Annotated in this window: 14 protein-coding genes and 1 pseudogene; 2 read left to right on the top strand and 13 right to left on the bottom strand. The window is 51.8% G+C overall.

The features are described 5' to 3' along the window. Positions 1-246 (top strand): annotated as a pseudogene (locus tag M3G15_RS19730) (hypothetical protein); the annotation flags it as partial. 311 nt (positions 247-557) lie between these two features. Here the strand turns inward: M3G15_RS19730 and M3G15_RS19725 are convergent. From M3G15_RS19725 to arfA, 11 genes are all read right to left on the bottom strand, one after another. Further along, a complete protein-coding gene (locus M3G15_RS19725; protein ID WP_260071844.1) occupies positions 558-2120 on the bottom strand; it encodes a response regulator transcription factor in 1563 nt (520 codons plus the stop codon). A gap of 277 nt (positions 2121-2397) precedes the next feature. Next, on the bottom strand, positions 2398-3369 hold the full coding sequence (locus tag M3G15_RS19720; RefSeq protein WP_260071843.1) for a glycoside hydrolase family 43 protein: 972 nt from the start codon (positions 3367-3369) through the stop codon (positions 2398-2400). 23 nt (positions 3370-3392) lie between these two features. After that, positions 3393-5957, bottom strand: a complete 2565-nt coding sequence (locus M3G15_RS19715; RefSeq protein WP_260071845.1) for a LamG-like jellyroll fold domain-containing protein — start codon at positions 5955-5957, stop codon at positions 3393-3395. A gap of 37 nt (positions 5958-5994) precedes the next feature. After that, entirely contained in the window at positions 5995-7485 is a 1491-nt protein-coding gene (locus M3G15_RS19710; RefSeq protein WP_260071842.1) for an alpha-N-arabinofuranosidase, read from the bottom strand. 25 nt (positions 7486-7510) lie between these two features. After that, positions 7511-8356, bottom strand: coding sequence for a carbohydrate ABC transporter permease (locus M3G15_RS19705; protein WP_009224211.1), 846 nt, complete (start codon positions 8354-8356; stop codon positions 7511-7513). A 48-nt stretch (positions 8357-8404) separates the two neighbouring features. Beyond that, on the bottom strand, positions 8405-9280 hold the full coding sequence (locus M3G15_RS19700; RefSeq protein WP_009224212.1) for a carbohydrate ABC transporter permease: 876 nt from the start codon (positions 9278-9280) through the stop codon (positions 8405-8407). 88 nt (positions 9281-9368) lie between these two features. Then, positions 9369-10616: an extracellular solute-binding protein gene (locus M3G15_RS19695; RefSeq protein ID WP_260071841.1), complete on the bottom strand. Its 1248-nt coding sequence runs from the start codon at positions 10614-10616 to the stop codon at positions 9369-9371. A gap of 87 nt (positions 10617-10703) precedes the next feature. Then, complete coding sequence (locus M3G15_RS19690; RefSeq protein WP_009224214.1) at positions 10704-11546, bottom strand: carbohydrate ABC transporter permease; 843 nt, start codon at positions 11544-11546, stop codon at positions 10704-10706. Next, on the bottom strand, positions 11543-12442 hold the full coding sequence (locus M3G15_RS19685; protein WP_009224215.1) for a carbohydrate ABC transporter permease: 900 nt from the start codon (positions 12440-12442) through the stop codon (positions 11543-11545). The genes M3G15_RS19690 and M3G15_RS19685 overlap by 4 nt, the downstream gene beginning before the upstream one ends. Positions 12443-12501: 59 nt before the next feature. Then, the gene (locus M3G15_RS19680; protein ID WP_260071840.1) at positions 12502-13833 is read right to left on the bottom strand and encodes an ABC transporter substrate-binding protein; all 1332 of its coding nucleotides are present in this window, start codon (positions 13831-13833) and stop codon (positions 12502-12504) included. Positions 13834-14018: 185 nt separating this feature from the next. Continuing rightward, complete coding sequence (gene arfA, locus M3G15_RS19675) at positions 14019-15539, bottom strand: arabinosylfuranosidase ArfA (RefSeq protein ID WP_036644638.1); 1521 nt, start codon at positions 15537-15539, stop codon at positions 14019-14021. A 377-nt stretch (positions 15540-15916) separates the two neighbouring features. Between arfA and M3G15_RS19670 the strand changes: the two genes are divergently transcribed. After that, on the top strand, positions 15917-16834 hold the full coding sequence (locus M3G15_RS19670) for an ArsR/SmtB family transcription factor (protein WP_009224218.1): 918 nt from the start codon (positions 15917-15919) through the stop codon (positions 16832-16834). An 85-nt stretch (positions 16835-16919) separates the two neighbouring features. On the opposite strand, the gene M3G15_RS19665 is transcribed toward M3G15_RS19670, so the two are convergent. Both M3G15_RS19665 and M3G15_RS19660 read right to left on the bottom strand, forming a co-directional pair. Next, positions 16920-17657 carry an SDR family NAD(P)-dependent oxidoreductase gene (locus tag M3G15_RS19665; protein WP_260071839.1) on the bottom strand — a complete coding sequence of 246 codons (738 nt, stop codon included), beginning with the start codon at positions 17655-17657 and terminating at the stop codon, positions 16920-16922. Then, entirely contained in the window at positions 17654-18565 is a 912-nt protein-coding gene (locus tag M3G15_RS19660) for a DMT family transporter (protein WP_260071838.1), read from the bottom strand. The genes M3G15_RS19665 and M3G15_RS19660 overlap by 4 nt, the downstream gene beginning before the upstream one ends. Between the last annotated feature and the right edge of the window lie 119 nt (positions 18566-18684).

Genomic DNA, 18684 nt, shown 5'->3' with positions numbered 1-18684 from the left:
CTGCCTTTGCGGAAAGAAGTAAGAGCGGCATGGAATTCTCTAAAGCGTACATATGTCGCCTTAGGAATAAAGCATCTTCAGGCATATTTGAATGAGTACACCGTCCGCCGTTACCTGCGCATGACCTTTTCCGAGGAAGAGATGCGCCAGAACATGCTGCAGATGTGCCTGTCCATTCCAGCGATCCCATACCGTCAGTTAATCGCCCGACAACAAAAATACCCGTCCATTGCAGCAGCGGCTTAATCCACTGCTGAACGAACGGGCTGCTAGGCGTACAGACTTACGAGAATGGTCGTTGCTGGCTTATGGATCAGTTGGTGTAGGACTCTTATTTTTTCATCCGAGCGTTTCAGTTTCAGTTTAAATTCTCTCTTTTCTATTTTCTCTTTCTCCACTCCCTGATTCAACGGGATAATCGTCAGAAGAGCGCCGCCGATAGATCATATGCCACTAGAGCAATATGTCACTTGCGCAATATGCCACTAAAGCAAATGCCCTAGGGCAACGGACCAAAGCACACCTCAGTGCCCCCATGGAAACTTACAGGGCCGGCATCAGGCATGGTTCATCTGCTTGCGATAAGCGGAAGGCGAGGTGCCGACGTACTTGCGGAATTTGCTGTGGAAATAGTCGACATTGGTGTATCCGACCTTTTCGGCCACCTGATAGACCTTCAGGCCCTCCTCTAAATAGTGTTTTGCTTTCTCGATCCGCACCTTGTCCAGGTACGTGTTAAAGTATTCTCCGGTCGTGTTTTTGAACAATTTGCCTAAGTATGCGCTGTTATAGTTGAAGATGCCGGAGAGCGTCTCTAGTTTAAGATTTTCGCTGTAATTCCGGTGAATCAGATCCAACATAATCTTGACTTCGCGGTGTTTCCCATCTTCACCGAGTTGGTTCATAATTTGCTGCAACAGTTGCTCCGCCTGCCCGTTTAACTCCAGAATGGAGTAGGCTTTTTGGATTTTGGAGTACCCGTCGGAAAACTCTTTGCTGCGGTTTTGCAGTTCCGGTGACTGCTTCAGCGCCTTACTGAAAATCGTGGTCAGCAGCTCCACATAACGGTTTTTGATTTCGTTCTCCATCGCACCTTCGGCTTTATAAGCTTCGCCCAGCTGGTGCAGCAGAGATTTGACGGCATCGCGATTCCCGATATCTACCGCATAAAAGAGCTGCTCGCCCAGCTCTTCGGTCGTAAGCTCCGGTCCCGCACTCGCACCAGCCCCCGCATCCGTTCTGGCAGACAGGCTGTCTGGCGTTAAGATCGTTCCCTGATCAAGGAAGAAATGGCGGCGGACCAAATCACATGCCGTCCGGTACGATTCCCGAATCTCCGCCATGCATCCCACCTTCTCGCCAAGCGCCACGGAATAGCAGATGCCTAAATCGGACAGCTCGGCAGCAAGCTCGCGATAGATCCCCGCAAGCTCCACGGAGAGAAGCGGCTCCTTGAGCAGGACGCCAAACTTGGAATGGATCGCAAACACCCAGCCGCGGCCAGGCTCCTCGAACTGCCGGACCAATGCTTTGCGGATCAGAGCGTTAATTTGGGCATCAGCGTCCCCTTCCATTTGCGGGGCAAGCAGCAAAATTTGAAACACCTTGCCGCTGATACCTACTTCATGAGCCCGCTCGCATAGCGGAGTAGGGTCCTCTTCGTCTTCGCCGGTCAGCACGGACTGGATCAACGCTTCCCGGTTCCACTCCGTTGTGACGTGCTTCCACTGCTCGGACGCTTTCTCTTCGTCGATCGTCAGCTTGATTTTCCAAAGGTAATCCTTCAACTCATCTTCATCCACCGGCTTCAGCAAATAACCATCCGCCCGGTGGGTCATCGCCTTCTTGGCATAGCTAAAATCTGCGTAACCGCTAAGAATCAAAATATGCAAATTCGGATCTTGTGCGCGAAGCTTCTCGATCAACTGCAGCCCATCCATCCCTGGCATGCGGATATCGGCCACGACCAGATCGGGATGATATTGCTGATATTTTTCCAGCGCTTCATTCCCGTTAGCCGCCATATCCACAACTTCGTAGCCATAGGCGCCCCAATCGATAAAGGTCCGCAGCCCCTCCCTAAGTTTCGGTTCATCGTCAACAATCAGCACTTTAATCATTTTGCATTCCTCCGGCCGGAAAAAAATTTAGTTTTCCCCAGCATTAAATAAAGCGTTTACAATTTAATTATAGGTTAGTTTTTAAATCTCTCACAAACATTATTCTGTTCATTTGTTGCACTATTTTGATGCCCCGCAAAAAAAACTGCCCTACCTCATCCCTAGATGAGTGGTAGAGCAGCCATTCTGCTTCGTCGTGCCGCTAGGAACTCGCGCCGGAGTAATGCACGCTGGAGTAACGCGCACCGGGGTAACGCGCGCCGGGAGTAGTCCAAACCTATGGATTCGTGCGGACCGAGTCGGGTAGCGGCACTCCGAAGTTTGGCGTGCCATCCTCGTTCCATTCCAGAATTTGGGCCCGGGTATGCCGGTTCGGATCGTACAGCGGGTCACCGTCGATCTCCTTGTAATTCCGGGCATGATAGACCAATACGTCCCGCCCGTCCTCCGAGACGGTAAAACTATTATGACCTGGTCCATACTGTCCCGCCGCTTCATTGGTCGCAAACACCGGAAGCGGCGATTTTGACCAGGAGCTAGGGTCCAGCAAATCTGCCGATTCGTCCGCGGTGAGCAGGCCCATACAATAATGATGGTCGGTGGCGCTGGCCGAATAGCTGATGAATATACGCCCGTTCCGCTTCAGTACGGCCGGTCCCTCGTTTACTTTGAAGCCGATCGTTTCCCAATCGTATTCCGGCGTGGAGATCATGACCTGCTCCCCGGTCAACGTCCAAGGGTTGCTCATCCGGGAGATGTAGAGGTTGGAGTTGCCTTCGATACCTGGGTCCTTCTGCGCCCAAACGTAATACCGTTCCCCCCGGTGCTCGAACGTCGTCGCATCCAATGCAAACGACTCCCACCGCGTACGGACTTGCCCTTTCTCCTCCCATACGCCTTCAAGCGGATTGGCGGAGGTGTTCTCCAGCACGTACATTCGGTGATCAAACAATCCTTCGTTCGTCTCGGTCGTTCGCGCGGCGGCAAAATAGATATACCATTTTCCGTCGATAAAATGGATTTCCGGAGCCCAAATATTGGCGCTCAGCGGGCCGGTATCATATTTGCGCCAGGCCACCACCGGCTTGGCATCCCCCAATCCTTGCAGCGTCTTGGACCGGCGAATTTCGATCCGGTCATACTCAGGTACCGAAGCCGTAAAGTAATAATACCTGTCCTGATGCTTATAAACCCATGGATCCGCCCGTTGCTCCACGATTGGATTTCGATATTCCTGCGTGTTCTTCATCTTGGTTTCTCCTTCTCTTTCTGTCATCTCGTTACGCTCTGGCCTTCCTCATACAGCTTGCGGACCACCGCTTCTGGAATCGGCACGTCGTAAACCCGGAGTTCATCCATCTTCCCTTGGAAAGGGGGATCCCACCAATTCACACCTAGGCTGAACATACCTTGATTGTTCGTGAAGATATCCGGGAATCCCGTTCCCGTAAACTTCAGTTCCCCGTCAACGTACACCTTCACGTTCCCGGCATCGACGGTAAAGGCTACGTGATGCCACGCTCCCGCCGAGATCCGCGAACCCGTTGTCCCGTCATACCAGGCTTCACCGGACCACAGCATCGTGTTATGATCCCAGGAATCCGGCACGAGGCTGATCCAGCTTGTATTGGATTTCGCCCCAAAGAAGCTGGTCGTAAATTGGGTAAATTGCTGCGGATGCAACCAGAGGGAAACCGAATAACGGTTCCCTTGAATCAGACTGTCATCCAGCCGAATGCCGGATTTCCCATCAAACTCGGCAGCCAACCCCTGGACTCCATCCGTAAAAGTGATCGCTCCGCCTTCGGTATCAAGCTTTGCCCCGGTCACCGCACCATCGCCAAACCGTCCTTCGACCTCCGATAAATTCCCCTCAAAGCGATAGTGGGCTCGCAGTCCATAGTTAAGATCAATCGGAGCAACGACGATCTCAAACGTCTTGACGGCTTTCGCTTTCCCCTTCGTGATCGTTGCGGTTAACGTAGCGGGAGCATCGGCTTCTCCCGCATCGGGCGGGTGGATGACCCCGGTCTCTGAAATGACGCCTGGATCGGAGGTGGACCAGACGATTTGAGCCCCATGCGTCCCTTCCAATGGCAATGTCAGGTTGTTCATGACTTTGCTGGTATCGCCGAGCGTTAAGGCTTCCTGCACCGCCTTAACGACCTGGCGGTCGTTCATCTCCGGCTGCTGAATGCCCCAAATGGCGGTGCCTTCGCGAGAGATGGCCGTAAAGGTCATCGTCTCCCGCCCTTGGTTCTCGTCCCAGCCTTTGACGAATACGCCGTGGTAAGTTACTCCCTCAAGGGTCAGCTCCGCTCCATAGGAGCCGTTTAGCTTCCAGGTTCCGGTTATCGAACCCGAAATCGTATGGTCTTTGTTCAAAGTAAGGTGGACCGAAGTAGGGACCTCACCGGAATAGCCAAGCCCATGATTCACGAACTGATAGTTGCCGACCACCTTGGAGGCCGTCACTTTCTGCAGGGATTCCCCGGCGTAACGCGTCGGTGCCATGACCAGCCACCCGTTTTGGTTCATAAACAGCTGGTGCACCCTGACTTCGTGAACCTCTCCCCGTTGCGGGAAGCGAGTATGGAACACCGAGAAATATCGCTTCGTCTTCTCGTCATAAAATAGCGAGTTATGCCCTGGCGAAGCATAACCGTAACCGATTCCCGTGCCGGGATCGCCTATTTTGCGGTCGAACAGGAAATTGCCGACCATTTTGATGCCGTACGGCGCGTTATCCGTATCGCTGGGCAGCACGGCATTTTGTCCGGCCGCATCGAGATAAGGGCCGTCTGGACGTTTCGCCCGGAACTGCCGCAGGTTGTAGCCGCCGTTCGCCCCCAGCCAACCATAGGAAACGTTCAAATAGTAGTATCCCGAAGTTTTATCGTATAAAATGTAGGGCCCTTCGCCGGACTTCGTATAGCCTCCGGCAATTTTGGTGCCGAAATAGCGGTCTACAAGGCGTCCGTCAGCCGTTGTGCCGTCTTTGCCAGGATATTTCACCTGACCGGTGACCGGATCCAACTCGACGATAAAGATTCCGCCGGACCAGGAGCCGTACGTCATCCACAGCTTGCCGTCCTTATCGAAGAACAAAGCGGCGTCAATTGCGTTCGGATACATGGCATTATTATAGGAACCGTCGCTGTTAAACCAATTCGGATTGGCCTCCTTCAGCCTTCCCTGGTCCACCAGCTGCTTGAGGTTCGTATTCTCCCACTTCTTATCGACCCGGCTGTTCTCGTCATACGCCGTCTCCTTCGTAAACCCGGAGTAAATAACCGTGTCCACGTAGGTGTAGGGGCCTTCGATATTTTTGGATACCGCATAACCAATCGCGGAGCGGATATAGGTGGACGAAGCGCTGTAATACATCATATAAGCGCCCCTCGTTCCGTCCGCATTCCGGTATTTCTCATTCCAGATCACGCCCGGCGCCCAGACCGCATACCCGCCTTTACTGTCGGCATCGTCCTCTCCCGCCCAAGCGAACGAACCGGCCAGATTTTGAGACAGATCGCCGTAGATCACGTTCCCCGGGGTTTGATAGCCGTTGGTAAACGTCGTCCAATTCATCAAATCGGTTGATTTGGCGGCTTCGATATGCGACCCAAAGACATAATAGGTCGAGCCGGCCTTGACGATGTTCGGATCGTGGACCGAGACATTGGTAAACGCGGGCGGTCGCTTTTTCCCCGAGGCCCCTCCCGCACTCTCGCTTTCCGTTGCCCCGCGTTTCCCGGCATCCGTATCGCCGCTGCTCGCCCACCCTTCGGCAGGGATGAGCATCGTGAAGATCAAGAGTAAACCCAGGCACTTAACCATACTTTTCAACGGACTTCCCTCCTTCATAAGGTTTAGGTTATGATTTGATGATCAAGGTTACCAGTGACATGGCCGGCATTTTCACGTGCAGCGTGTCACCGGCTACGTGAACGTCCCGGAGCGGAACCGGCGTAACCACATCCGGTTGCTCAAACGTATTGTGCGCATTCATCGTTGCAGCCGTTAACAAAGTTCCCGAAACCGAAGCCCATTCCGCGTGATTTCCTCGCAACTCGAGACTGACCTCCGCAGCCTGTCTCGGATCGATATGAACCAAGCTGATCTGAATGTCGCCTTGGGCGTTCTTCGAGGCGGACACCGACAGGGCCGGAAGTGTGTCGTCGCCATTCGCCGAAGCAACCAGCGATGACTCGGTCGACAACAGCTCTGCTCCTTGATGGACCTTGAACATATCAAACGCATGATACGTCGGCGTTAGGATCATCCGCTCACCTTCTGTTAAAATCATCGCTTGCAGGACGTTGACGGTCTGGGCGATGTTCGTCATCTGCACCCGGTCGGCGTGATGATGAAAGATGTTGAAGTGAAGCCCGGCCACCAGTGCGTCACGGATCGTGTTTTGCTGATACAGAAATCCCGGATTCGTGCCCGGCTCAACGTCGTACCAAGTGCCCCACTCGTCGATAATCAAGCCGATACGCTTCTCGGGATCGTACCGATCCATGATCGTACTGTGCTTCGCAATTAATTCGTCCATGTGCAGCGCTTTTTTCATGGTCACGAACCACTCGTCCTCTGAAAAATCCAGCGCCGAACCCTTCCCCAGCCAGAAATCGCCGGGAATCGTGTAATAATGCAGGCTTAACCCGTCCATGAGCCCGCCGGCCTGTTGCATCAGCACTTCGGTCCAGCGATAATCGTCCACATTGGCCCCGCCGGCGATTTTATATATCCGGTTATCCCCATAATTGCGGACGTAGGTTTGATAGCGGCGATACAGATCGGCGTAATATTCCGGACGCATGTGGCCGCCGCATCCCCAATTCTCATTTCCGATGCCAAAATAGGTCAGCTTCCACGGCGCGCTTCTGCCATTCTCCTTACGCCAGTTCGCCATCGGGGATTCGCCGTCAAATGTCATATACTCGACCCATTCGGACATTTCTTGAACCGTGCCGCTCCCCACATTCCCGCAAATATACGGCTCGCATTCCAGCAGCTCGCATAGCAGCATAAATTCATGCGTCCCGAAGTGATTGTTCTCGATAACGCCGCCCCAATGGGTGTTGACCATCCGCTTGCGGGCTTCCTTCGGGCCTACGCCGTCCTTCCAGTGATACTCATCCGCAAAACATCCTCCGGGCCAACGAAGCACCGGAACCTTGATCCGCTTCAACGCCTCCAGCACGTCGTTACGTATCCCTTGCGTGTTGGGAATCGGGGAATCTTCTCCGACCCAAATCCCCTCATAGATGCATCTGCCCAAATGCTCGGCAAAATGACCGTAAATATTTTTGTTGATGACCGCTTTCGTCACGTCCGTTTGAATGATCACTTTGTTGTTCACGGTTTTTCCTCCACCCTAAATTCATTTATCCTTTAATGCCTGAATTCAGATTGATCGATTGAATAAAGTATTTTTGCGCAAAAACAAACAGCAGCAGCGTTGGAATGATGGCCAACATGGCCGAACCCATAAGCTGTCCGATCATGCGATAGTTGCCGTAGATATCCTGAAGCAGCAGCAGTCCCGCAGTCACCGGCATTTTGTCCACGTCGGTATAGACGATGACCGGCCAGAGGAAGTCGTTCCAGGAGCCGACAAATGAGAACAGGCCGCAAACGATGAGGATCGGCTTGATAAGCGGCAGGATGATGTACGAGTAGATCCGAAAATCTCCGGCCCCGTCAACCCGGGCGGATTCATCCAGGTCGGTCGGAATCCCTTTCAGAAACTGCCTGACCAGAAAGATGTTGCCCATACCCGCCAAACCCGGAATAATCATCGCCCATGCGGTATTCACCCAGCCGAAAATATCGATGATTTTGTAAGAGGGGATAATGTTGACGACTCCCGGAAAGAAGGAAATGCCCAGCAATGTAAAAAACAGCGTGTCTCTGCCTTTAAAGTTCATTCGAGCATACCCGTAACCCGTGATGGAGATGATCACGATCACGAGGAACGTATGTGTCACCGCAATGAATACGGAGTTCGTCAGCCAGCGCAGGATCGGAGCCGTGGACGTATTCTCCAGAATCGTCACGTAATTGTCCAGGATCCATTCCACGGGAAGCAAACGGAAGCCCGTTGACACCACTTCAGATTGGGAGCGGAAGGAAGTCGAAATTCCAAATAACACGGGAATGACCCAAATGACGCACAGGAGGATCAAATACAGGTATGCGATATACTTCGATATGCTGATTTTCTTCGACATCTTGATTTACACCTTACCTCTCGTTTCCATAATCCATCACAGGATGCGTCAATTGGCGTTTCGGTTCATGACGTAATACTGCAGCGCCGAAATGACCAAAATGACCATGCCTAGCAGCACCGCCATCGCGGATGCCATGCCGGCAATCGATTCGCCATGACCAAACGCTAATTGACGGATGTACATCATGAGAACATGCGTCGATTGCCGCGGTCCGCCATCCGTCATCATTAAAGGTTGGCCAAAGACGTTAAAGGCCCCGGCAGTGGTCATGACAAAGGTATAAATGAGCGGAAAACGGATCGACGGCAAGGTGATGCTGAAGAATCGCCGGGTCGCGCCGGCTCCGTCGATCTCGGCGGCTTCGTACAAGTCTTTGGATACCCCGGCAATCGAGGCGCGGTAAATAATCATGTTCCCGCCAACCCCGCCCCATACGGTGATCACAAAAATAATGATCCAAGCATAAGGCTGCGTCGCCGCCCAAGCGACCTGCGAATGGAAGATGTTCCCCGTAATCCCCAGCTGTTTGTTAAAGATAAGCAGCCAGATCAAAGCGGCAGCGGAAATGGAAATCAAGCCCGGAATGTAAATAATGGACTGGATGATGCCCTTCAATTTGACCTTCTTATGCTCCAAGGCGACGGCCACCGACAATGGGATGACGATCAACAGCGGAACGCTGATCACGACAAAAATGAGGGTATTCCGAAGCCCGTTTACGAATTGGGTGTGGAAGGTCGAGGTTTCATCAAATAGGATCGTTTTGTAGTTAGCCCATCCGACCCAGGTCGGATCGTTCATCAAGTTCCACTGAGTAAACGAAGCATATATCCCGTATACGGTCGGAATCAGAATGAAGATCAGGAACAAAACCAGGTGCGGACCCACAAAGAAAAACGGCGCAAAGGATTTCTTGTTCATCGCCTTTCCATATCTCCTTTTGGAAAAATCATGTGCCAGACGCATCGTTCCGGCACATGATTTCTTTCTGTTTATCTAGAACGCAGGCTCAGCTCGCACTGCCCGTAGTGCTCTCGGCAATCTTGTCCTCGACGAACTTCTGCATCGTCTGCAGCGTATCATCCAGATCGACGTTGCCGCGAACGATATCCGCGCAATAGGTATCAACCGCTTCGGCGATGTAAGGGTAATATTCGTAGGTATAAATATAAAGGGACTGGGTCTCCTTCTCATTGGAGGTGAAGAAGGATTGCATATATTGCTGATATTCCGGACTTTCGATCACTTGTTTACTCGCCACGATTTGACCTGCTTTCGCCCATTCCAAGGAGTTCGTGCGGATGAATTCCAGGAAAGCGCCGATGCCGGCTTCTTTCTCATCCGATCGATCCTCGTTTTTCAGCATCGCAAACAGGTGGGACGAAGCGCGGTTCGTGAACTTGTCCGGCGTCGGAGAATAGATGTTCGTCACCCCGAAGTTTAGACCCTCGACCGCAGCATGGGCCGTAGAACTCCAAGTACCGTCCGTCGAGAACAAGACGTTGCCGGATTGGAACATTAAGTAGCCGTCTTCGCCAAATGGGGTCATCAACCCGGCATCGGCAATTTTCTTCACCTCTTCGAAGGCTTGTCTCATCACCGGCGTATTCACAGCCGGCTTGCCGTTTTCTTGGATGTCTCCTCCCAGGTTTTGCACTTGAGCTAAAATCACCCAGCCGAGCAGCGCATCATTGACAACGTAATCACCATCCTCCAGCTTGCCTTGAAGCGACAGCATTTCGTCGATGGTAACCACGTCGTCGTCCAAGAAGGATTCCGCGTTGTACTTCTTGAGCAGATCCTTGTTGTAATACATCGTGTTGCTATGAATGTCGAGCGGAACGGTATACTGCGTGCCATCGATGTTCCCCGTCGCCCAAGCCTGCGGAAGGTAGTTCTCCTCCTTAATTTCCGGCTGCGCGGCAATCGCACCGCCGATAGGTTCCAGCACGCCTTGCTTCACAAAGCCGGGAACACGGTCCGCGTGGATGATCGCCAAATCAGGAACCCCTTTGCCAGAGTTGAGCACCGTGGAAATTTTGGTATACATGTCTGCGGTAATCACATGCTTCACTTTGAACTCGGGATTGGTAGCGTTGTAATCCTTGACCAATTGATCCATGTAAGCTCCGTCATCGCCGGTTAACGGCGTCCAGAAAGTAATCGTCTTCTTGTCCGAGCCGCTGCTGCATCCAGATAGTACTGTCACGCTTAAAAGAACTAAAACCAAAGATAAATACAACCACTTCGTTTTCATGTTTCTTCCCCCGTTTTGAATAATTAATATGATATGAAATCGGCCGGCGCTGAAGTCGTCCGCAAACGTCCGCAGCGCAGGGCCGTTCTATCCTTTCACCGCTCCTGCCGTCATCCCGTCAATAAAGTATTTTTGGAAGGCAACAAACAAGATGAAGATCGGAATGATGGAGAAAAAGGAACCAACAATCAGCAAATCATAGTTGTTCCCGTAAGGGGTTAGCAGCGTCTTGAGCCCAATCGGCAACGTGTATTTATTGGCATCGCTGAGCACCATAAACGGCCACAGGAAGTTGTTCCAGCTGTTCATACCGTTGAGAATGGCCATCGCGGCAAAAGAAGGCTTCATCACCGGCAAGATGATCCGCACGTAGATTCCGTACTCACTCGCTCCGTCGACGCGTCCCGCGGCGATAATTTCCCGGGGAATTCCCCGCAAATACTGCCGGAAGAAGAAGATCGTCGCCGCGCTGGCGATCCCCGGCAGAATAATGGCCGAATACGAGTTCATCAGCCCGATATCGTACGTTAACGTATACAGCGGCAGGAGCAGAATCTCGAACGGAACCATCATGATCAGCAGGACGCAGATGAACAGGGTATTTTTCCCTTTAAATTCATAAGCCGAAAACCCGTACGCCACCGTAGCGCTGACCAGCAGCGTCACCGTGACTTGGACGACCGTCAGCAGCAGCGAATTGAAAAACCATAAGAAATAGGAATGATTGCCCGTAAATAAGTAAACGAAGTTATCCAAGCTCATGACCGATAAATCAAACTTCAGGTTCAGCCCGTACCGGATCAAATCCTCCCCAGGCTTAAAGGAAGCCAGCGTAACGGCATAAAACGGCAGAAGCACCAGCACGCACAGGAAGGCGAAAAACACGAACAAAACGATTTTGATCAGCAAGCCGCGCTTCGATTTCGTCATGCTTCCTCCTCCTTCTTAAACATGCCGGTAAAGGCCAACTGCGTCAGGTTAATCACCATCGTAATGACGAGAAGCACGATGCCGACGGCGGCCGCATACCCCAGATTGTTCTTCTCGATCCCTTGACGGTATAAGTAACCCACGATGGTCAAGCCGATATTTTTCGGAGAATTGTTGCCGTTCCAGAGCATCATACTTTCGATAAACATCGCCAGACCGGCATAGATGCTGATCGTTAAGACATATATCGTCGTTGGCTTCAACAGCGGCATCGTGATCTTCGTAAATCGCTGGATGGGAGAGGCGCCATCGATTGAAGCGGCTTCGTAGTATTCGTCGGGAATATTTTTGAGTCCAGATAAGAAGTAAAGCATGTTTACCCCGGTCCATCTCCAGGTCGCCAGCGCCAATAAGGCGATAAAGCCGGTCGTTTGTCCTTTCAGGAATTTGATCGGCTCCACGCCAAACAAGCCCAAGAAGCTGTTGATGAGCGACCCTTCCATTTCACCGAACATCAGTCGGAAGATCGTCCCGGCCACCACCACCGACGTCAGCGCCGGGAAGAAAAACGAGGACTTGAAAAATTCCCTCGCCCACATGAACTTGTTGTTGATCAAAACGGCAAACAACATCGGAAACGGGATCAGGATCACCAAGGTTAAGACCATGTAGATGGCGCTGTTTGTCACTGCCTTGAGGAAGACCCCGTCGCCCATCAATTTCTCGTAGTTGTCTATGCCAATCCACGCTGCTTCCTGACCCAGGGTCACTTTCTGGAAGCTCATCCCAAAGGAGCTGATCAGCGGATACACCCAAAAGATGAGGAAAACGAGCACAAACGGCAACACAAATACGTAAGGAGCAACCTTTTGCGAGTAAAGGAATTTTTTAACCATCGCCCTACCCCTTTTTAAACAGAGCTACTCCCGAAGGAGTAGCTCGCTGCTTATTTCGATTACTTCAGCTCCTGCTCGATTTGCGCTTGCGCATCATCCAGAGCTTGCTTGATATCCTTCCCGTCTTCAAAAATCTCGTTTAACGTCACCGTGCAAAGCACGTTATTGATCGTCGGCGACGCCGAGGTGGATTTAATCAATCGGATTTCGTCCTTGATGTCGTTCAGCACGTCAAATGGATTATTAATGAAGTATTGGACAAACTGGTTGTCCGGGTTATGAGTAACGTCCTTCATCTCCCAAACGTCCATGTTGACCGGGTCAAAGCCCAGCGTATTCCAGATTTCAATATTGGCATCCTCCGACAATTTGGCGAATGCGAGGAAATCCTTGGCCAGCTCGATGTCTTTGGCCGTTTTGGTCACGACCGTCCCGGTTCCGCCGCCGCCGACCGAACGCGGCATCCCTTCTTTGATGACCGGAATCGGGGCGATGGCGATTTTGCCGGAGAGATCCTTCATATAGTTCGTGTATCTCGACATTTGCCACAGCGGCATGAAAGCGGTCGCATAGTTGCCCGCATTAAACTCTCCGTACGCTTCCTCCGTATCGGGCTGCCCGCCGGCGATGGTGGCGATGACATGGTTGTCTTGCAGGTCTTTCAGCAGGGTGAGCGCCTTCACTACGGGCTCCGAGTTAACGATCGGGTTCCCGGCGTCATCGGTGAAATCTGCACCTTGCTGTGCCAGCAGCTGGGAAAGCTGCCATGTTGCACTCGTATCGGCGGTGCCCATGTACTTGCCCGTTTTCTCATACACTTGAATTCCGGCTTTTTTGAAATCTTCCCAGGTCACAATCGACTTGTAATCCACTCCGGCTTCTTTTAAAATTTCCGTGTTGTAGAACGCCACCGAGGCGCCAACGTGGGTCGGGATACCGTAATTCACGCCGTCCTTGCTGTAGAGGTCGATTCTGGACTTGACGATCGTGTCCCGGTACGGGTCGATGACGTCATTTAATTCGACCAGCTGCGGCGTGCCGGCCAGAAAATCCGGGAACTTGCCCAGCTCAATATCCGCGATGTCCGGCGCCCCAACACCCGTCTGGACGGCGATGGATAATTTGTTGTGCATATCATCGTAAGGCATCACCGTGACGTTCAGCTTAATTTGCCGATCCGGATTGGCGGTGTTCCATTTCTCCAGCATTTTCTCAAAATGCTGTCCATGCAGTTCCACAAACGTCCAATAGGAAAGCTCTATCGCATCTTCCCCCGCACCGCCGTCCAACACGGAGGTTTCACCCCCCGCCGTGGTTGACGTCTTGCCGCAACCCCACAGCCATGTGGCCATTGATAAGACTAACAGCACAATCCAAACCTTTTTCTTCATCCTTGACCCTCCCTGACAAAATAAAATCTACACACTCCACTTACAGTCGGTTATCTCCCACTTCTCTAGTAGAACCGATGGTCAATCGATGACCCGAAGAAGCGCTCACCGGTTGTGCATAGCTAGGTGTTGTCATCGTCTCAAAGGGTGAATGAAGCAGTTGCTTCCCAGAAGCGTCGGTTTCCTTAAGCTCTCGCTTGACCCAGGCGAATCACGTTCCAGGAAGCTTTAGCTAAACAGGCTTTCACATAACCGTCCTGGCATACCGCATTTCCTCCGGTGTGAGGCTTCACATTTTCCTGGTCCGCCGTATTTACGGCCTTCAGGTCTTCGTGCTCCAGCACAAGGTGCTCGATCACACGGTAGCCTTCGAACCCGCGAATATCGCAATCCAGCTCAAGAGCTTCCTCCAAATGGCGGTTCACCGCAAAAATCGTCAACGTCTCGTCTGCTTCGTTATATACAACCGCGCTGTCCAAATACGGAACATCGGTATAATCCTTAGCGTCGTATACCGGGGAGTCGACAACCGGCTGCAGTGAAACGCCCCGTCCAAAGAGCGATGCATGCATGTAAGGATAATAGATCGTCTGCTTCCAGGACCGCCCGCCATTCTCCGTCATGATCGGGGCGATGACGTTCACCAATTGGGCCATGCAGGCCATCTTCACCCGATCGGCGTGGCGCAGGAACGTAATCAGCATGCTTCCGACCAGCAAAGCGTCCTCGAAGTTATAGACATCCTCCAGCTGCGGCGGCGCAATTCCCCAAGGCTCCAGCTTGGCGTCGGCATCGTTGGAATGGTACCAAACGTTCCACTCGTCGAAGCTGAGGTACATCGTTTTTTTGCTGCGTTTCTTCGCTTTGACATAATCGCAGGTGGAAATCACCGTACGAATGAAGTGGTCCATATCCATCGAACGGGCGAGGAAGTTCGCCGTATCGTTGTCCCGGTTGCCATAGTATTGATGCAGGGAGATATAGTCGGCCACCTCGTAGGTATGCTCCAGCGTTACCGCTTCCCATTCCGGGAACGTTGGCATCGACGAGCTGGAGCTGCCGCAGGACACCAGCTCGATATCGGGATCGACCAGTCGCATCGCCTTTGCCGTCTCATAGGCGAGCCGGCCGTATTCCTGCGGCGTCTTCTGTCCGATTTGCCAAGGACCGTCCATCTCGTTGCCCAGACACCAGGTCCGGATCTTATGGGGCTGCTCGTAACCATGGCTGCGACGCAAATCGCTCCAGTAGCTGCCCCCCGGATGGTTGCAGTATTCCAGCAGGTTGCGGGCCGCATCAACACCGCGGGTCCCCAGATTCACCGCCATCATCACTTCGGCACCAACCTCTTTGGCCCATCCGGCAAACTCGTTCGTGCCTACCCAATTCGGTTCAACCGTCCTCCAGGCCAACTCCAAGCGTTTCGGCCTCGATTCAACCGGACCAACCCCATCCTCCCAGTTATACCCGGAAACGAAATTCCCGCCGGGATACCGGATGATCGGGACGCCCAGCTGTTTAACCAGCTCCTTTACGTCGTTTCGGAATCCATGTTGATCTGCTTCCGGATGCGAAGGCTCATAAATCCCCCCGTAGACGGCCCGGCCCAAATGTTCAATAAAGGAGCCGTAAATGCGCCGATCTACTTCCGCAATTTTAAAGGCTTTGTCGATGACCATCGTTGCTCGCGGTGCTGTTGATGACATGTTGACCACCTTCCGTTTTAGTAAATATTAAATTATTTCGAATAACCTTGAATGAATCCGTTTACAGGTATAAAATAACATATGAAATTGGGGTTGTAAATATATTTATCTAAAACATTTTATGCTTATATAAAATTAACGAGGCAAACGATTCCAGACCCCGTGAAAATGCTGAAAAACCGCCTGTAAATTCAATGAAACAATGAAATTTAGTTTAAAATATTTTGAAATTAAGCGTGCATTTACTACAAATTTAATCTATTTTCTGAACCTGATTTACATTTTTTGATTTGATGCTTTATTAAACGACTAAGTTAGTTTATAATTATCTAAAATAAAACTACCCACTATTTATTGGAAGAAGGTTCGAATATCCGATGATCTATATTAAGGATTTGATGAGCGGGATCGACATTTTTAAAGCGTTAAGCTCGGAGATCAGGATTCAAATCCTCGAACTGCTGGCCAAAAATCAGGCCTTAAACCTCAACGACCTGGCTACCAAGCTGGGCTTAAGCAACGGGGCGATTACGATGCACATCAAGAAGCTGGAGGAAAGCGGCCTGATCGAAATCAATACTTCTGTTGGCAAGCATGGCATTCAGAAGATTTGTTATTTGAACAAAGACAAGCTGATGGTCGACCTCCGGAGCAAGGATGTCGACAATTTATACGAAGTGGAAATCCAGGTGGGCCATTACAGCAATTATCATGCGGTCCCTACCTGCGGTTTGGCTACGAAGGACAGCATCATCGGCGATTTCGACGATCCGCGTTACTTCGCCGATCCGCAGCGAATCGACTCGGAGATTATTTGGTTGTCCGAGGGCTTCCTGGAATACCGCATCCCGAATTACCTGAAGCCAAACCAGACGTTCCGGGAAATTCAATTCTCGATGGAGCTGGGCTCCGAGGCGCCCGGGTATTGCGATAACTATCCGTCTGACATCTATTTTTACTTGAACGGTGTCGAAATCGGTTTCTGGACGAGTCCGGGGGATTTCGGTGACGCACGCGGCACGTTTAATCCGGATTGGTGGCCGCCGCACTTGAACCAGTACGGGATGCTGAAGCTGATCCGCATTAACAATGAGGGCAGCTTTATCGACGGATGCCGCATCTCCGACGTTACGCTGGAACAGATCAAGCTGGATTACAAAAGCGAGCTGACGTTCCGCATCGCCGTCACCGACAAGCCGATCAACAAGCGCGGACTGACCATCTACGGCAAGAACTTCGGCAACTACAGCCAGGACCTGCTGGCTCGGGTGCTGTATGATGTGAAAGAGCAATAACAACAATCAACAATCAAAAAATCAGCCTCCAGGTTACCGTTAGGTCCTGAAGGCTGATTTTTTTTTTAGCATAAGGAATAGGTTCTTACATCGTTTGCCCGTTGTCGATGGTAAGGATTTGTCCCGTCATCGAAGGTTGTTCCAGAATCGACGCGATAAGTGCGGCAATCTCCTCCGGCGAAGCAATCCGGTCCAATGGCAGCTGGGAAGTCAGCGACCGCATCTGCTCCTCCCGTCCAGCCCACCAACGTGTGCTGACCGCTCCAGGAGCTACACCGGTCACCCGCACATCCGGCGCCAATGCGTGGGCCAGCGATTTGGTCAAACCGTGCACTGCTGCTTTGGATACCGCATAGGGGACCGAGGAGCCTTTGCCCGTAATCCCTGCAATACTGCCCACGTTGACGATTGCCCCTTTACCCTGCTTTAAATACGGAGCTGCCGCTCGCGCACAATAAAACATCCCTTTTACATTTACCGCAAACAGATCGTCCCAGGCATCCTCCGTAATTGCATCCAGATCGCCCATTGCAATATACCGGGTGATGCTGGCGTTATTGACCAGATAATCGATCGTCCCAAATTGCTGGACGATTTGGTCAACCATAGAGATGACCTCCTCGTTGTTTGAAACGTCGGCGCGAATCGCAATCGCCCGGCCGCCAAATTGCTGAATAGCTTGCACGGTCTCTTGGGTCTCCGCCTCCGAACGGGAATAATTGACGGCAACAATCACCCCGCGTTCGGCCAGCAGCGTCGCTGTCGCCCGGCCGATCCCCGTACCCCCCCCGATAATAAGAACAACCTTGTTATGGTAACTCATGCTTCCATCTCCTCCTGCATCTGAAGTGTCCCCGATAGGTTTTCCTCAGCCGGTTGGCTGTTGCTGCTGCCTTGCCAATTCACCAGGAAAACCCCCACACAAGTCAAGGCTCCGCCAACATAGACGTACCAGGCGATCTGCTCGCCAAGCAGCAGCCAGCTGAAAATGACGCTAAAGATCGGCACAAGGAACAGGAATAAGCTGGTTTTGCCTGGATCGCTATGGCTGAGCAAATAAAACCAGGTCGTAAATTGAATAATGGAACAAAATAGGACGAGCCAAAGAACCACAGACGCCGACGTAAGGTTCAGCTCAAAGCTTGGTTTCTCCCCTGCAAAGCTGAAGATCAGCAGCATCACGCCGCCGAGCAGCATTTGGTAGGCGGCCAGCACTCTTTTGTCAAACGCCGGACCGATGTGATTAATGATCAACGTGGCAACCGTGAAGCTGGCTGCTCCCGCCAAGGCAAAGACCATGCCGGGGTTTACGCTCAAGTGTATCCCAAAGGTGATGACAACGCCGATAAACCCAATTACCACGCCAAACCATTGCCTTACGCGATAGGCTGTACCCATCAAAGCCCCCCAAAGGATAAGCATCAGCGGGCTGGTGCTTGAGATGATCGCCGACTCCCCAGAGGTGATCCAACGCATACTGTAGGCGGTGAAGCCCATCACCCCAACCGATTGGAACAAACCGAGCAGCAAAATTTGCAGCCAAGACTTCGCACCTCTCGGTTGAGGTCTTTTGGCGCTGAATACGGCGAGCAATCCCCCGGCGAACAAAAAGCGGAGCCCCATCAGCATGAGCGGGGTGGTATGCATCATCCCCAGCTTGGCAGCGGGATACGCCGTCCCCATCAAAAAAGTCGTCAGCAACAGCAAACCTGTATATTTGTAAATATTCATGAAGTCGTTTCCTCCTTAGGCGTCAGTTTCATGATTTGTATTGTATCGGAGGTTTGAAATTATATATAATGATTGATAAAGATATCCGATATCATTATTAGTGATTACAGAGCACCAAA

Origin of the sequence: Paenibacillus sp. p3-SID1389 (genome assembly GCF_025151705.1) — a bacterium.
In the GTDB taxonomy this organism is placed as follows: Bacteria; Bacillota; Bacilli; order Paenibacillales; family Paenibacillaceae; genus Fontibacillus; species Fontibacillus phoenicis.
The sequence above is the reverse complement of the archived record's forward strand: the minus strand, read 5'-3'. Positions and strand labels throughout refer to the sequence as shown.

Excerpts from the sequence above, each read along its gene's own strand:
- M3G15_RS19725 (WP_260071844.1), bottom strand. The coding sequence starts at position 2,120 with ATGATTAAAGTGCTGATTGTTGACGATGAACCGAAACTTAGGGAGGGG.
- M3G15_RS19720 (WP_260071843.1), bottom strand. The coding sequence starts at position 3,369 with ATGAAGAACACGCAGGAATATCGAAATCCAATCGTGGAGCAACGGGCG.
- M3G15_RS19715 (WP_260071845.1), bottom strand. The coding sequence starts at position 5,957 with ATGGTTAAGTGCCTGGGTTTACTCTTGATCTTCACGATGCTCATCCCT.
- M3G15_RS19705 (WP_009224211.1), bottom strand. The coding sequence starts at position 8,356 with ATGTCGAAGAAAATCAGCATATCGAAGTATATCGCATACCTGTATTTG.
- M3G15_RS19700 (WP_009224212.1), bottom strand. The coding sequence starts at position 9,280 with ATGAACAAGAAATCCTTTGCGCCGTTTTTCTTTGTGGGTCCGCACCTG.
- M3G15_RS19695 (WP_260071841.1), bottom strand. The coding sequence starts at position 10,616 with ATGAAAACGAAGTGGTTGTATTTATCTTTGGTTTTAGTTCTTTTAAGC.
- M3G15_RS19690 (WP_009224214.1), bottom strand. The coding sequence starts at position 11,546 with ATGACGAAATCGAAGCGCGGCTTGCTGATCAAAATCGTTTTGTTCGTG.
- M3G15_RS19685 (WP_009224215.1), bottom strand. The coding sequence starts at position 12,442 with ATGGTTAAAAAATTCCTTTACTCGCAAAAGGTTGCTCCTTACGTATTT.
- M3G15_RS19680 (WP_260071840.1), bottom strand. The coding sequence starts at position 13,833 with ATGAAGAAAAAGGTTTGGATTGTGCTGTTAGTCTTATCAATGGCCACA.
- arfA (WP_036644638.1), bottom strand. The coding sequence starts at position 15,539 with ATGTCATCAACAGCACCGCGAGCAACGATGGTCATCGACAAAGCCTTT.
- M3G15_RS19670 (WP_009224218.1), top strand. The coding sequence starts at position 15,917 with ATGATCTATATTAAGGATTTGATGAGCGGGATCGACATTTTTAAAGCG.
- M3G15_RS19665 (WP_260071839.1), bottom strand. The coding sequence starts at position 17,657 with ATGAGTTACCATAACAAGGTTGTTCTTATTATCGGGGGGGGTACGGGG.
- M3G15_RS19660 (WP_260071838.1), bottom strand. The coding sequence starts at position 18,565 with ATGAATATTTACAAATATACAGGTTTGCTGTTGCTGACGACTTTTTTG.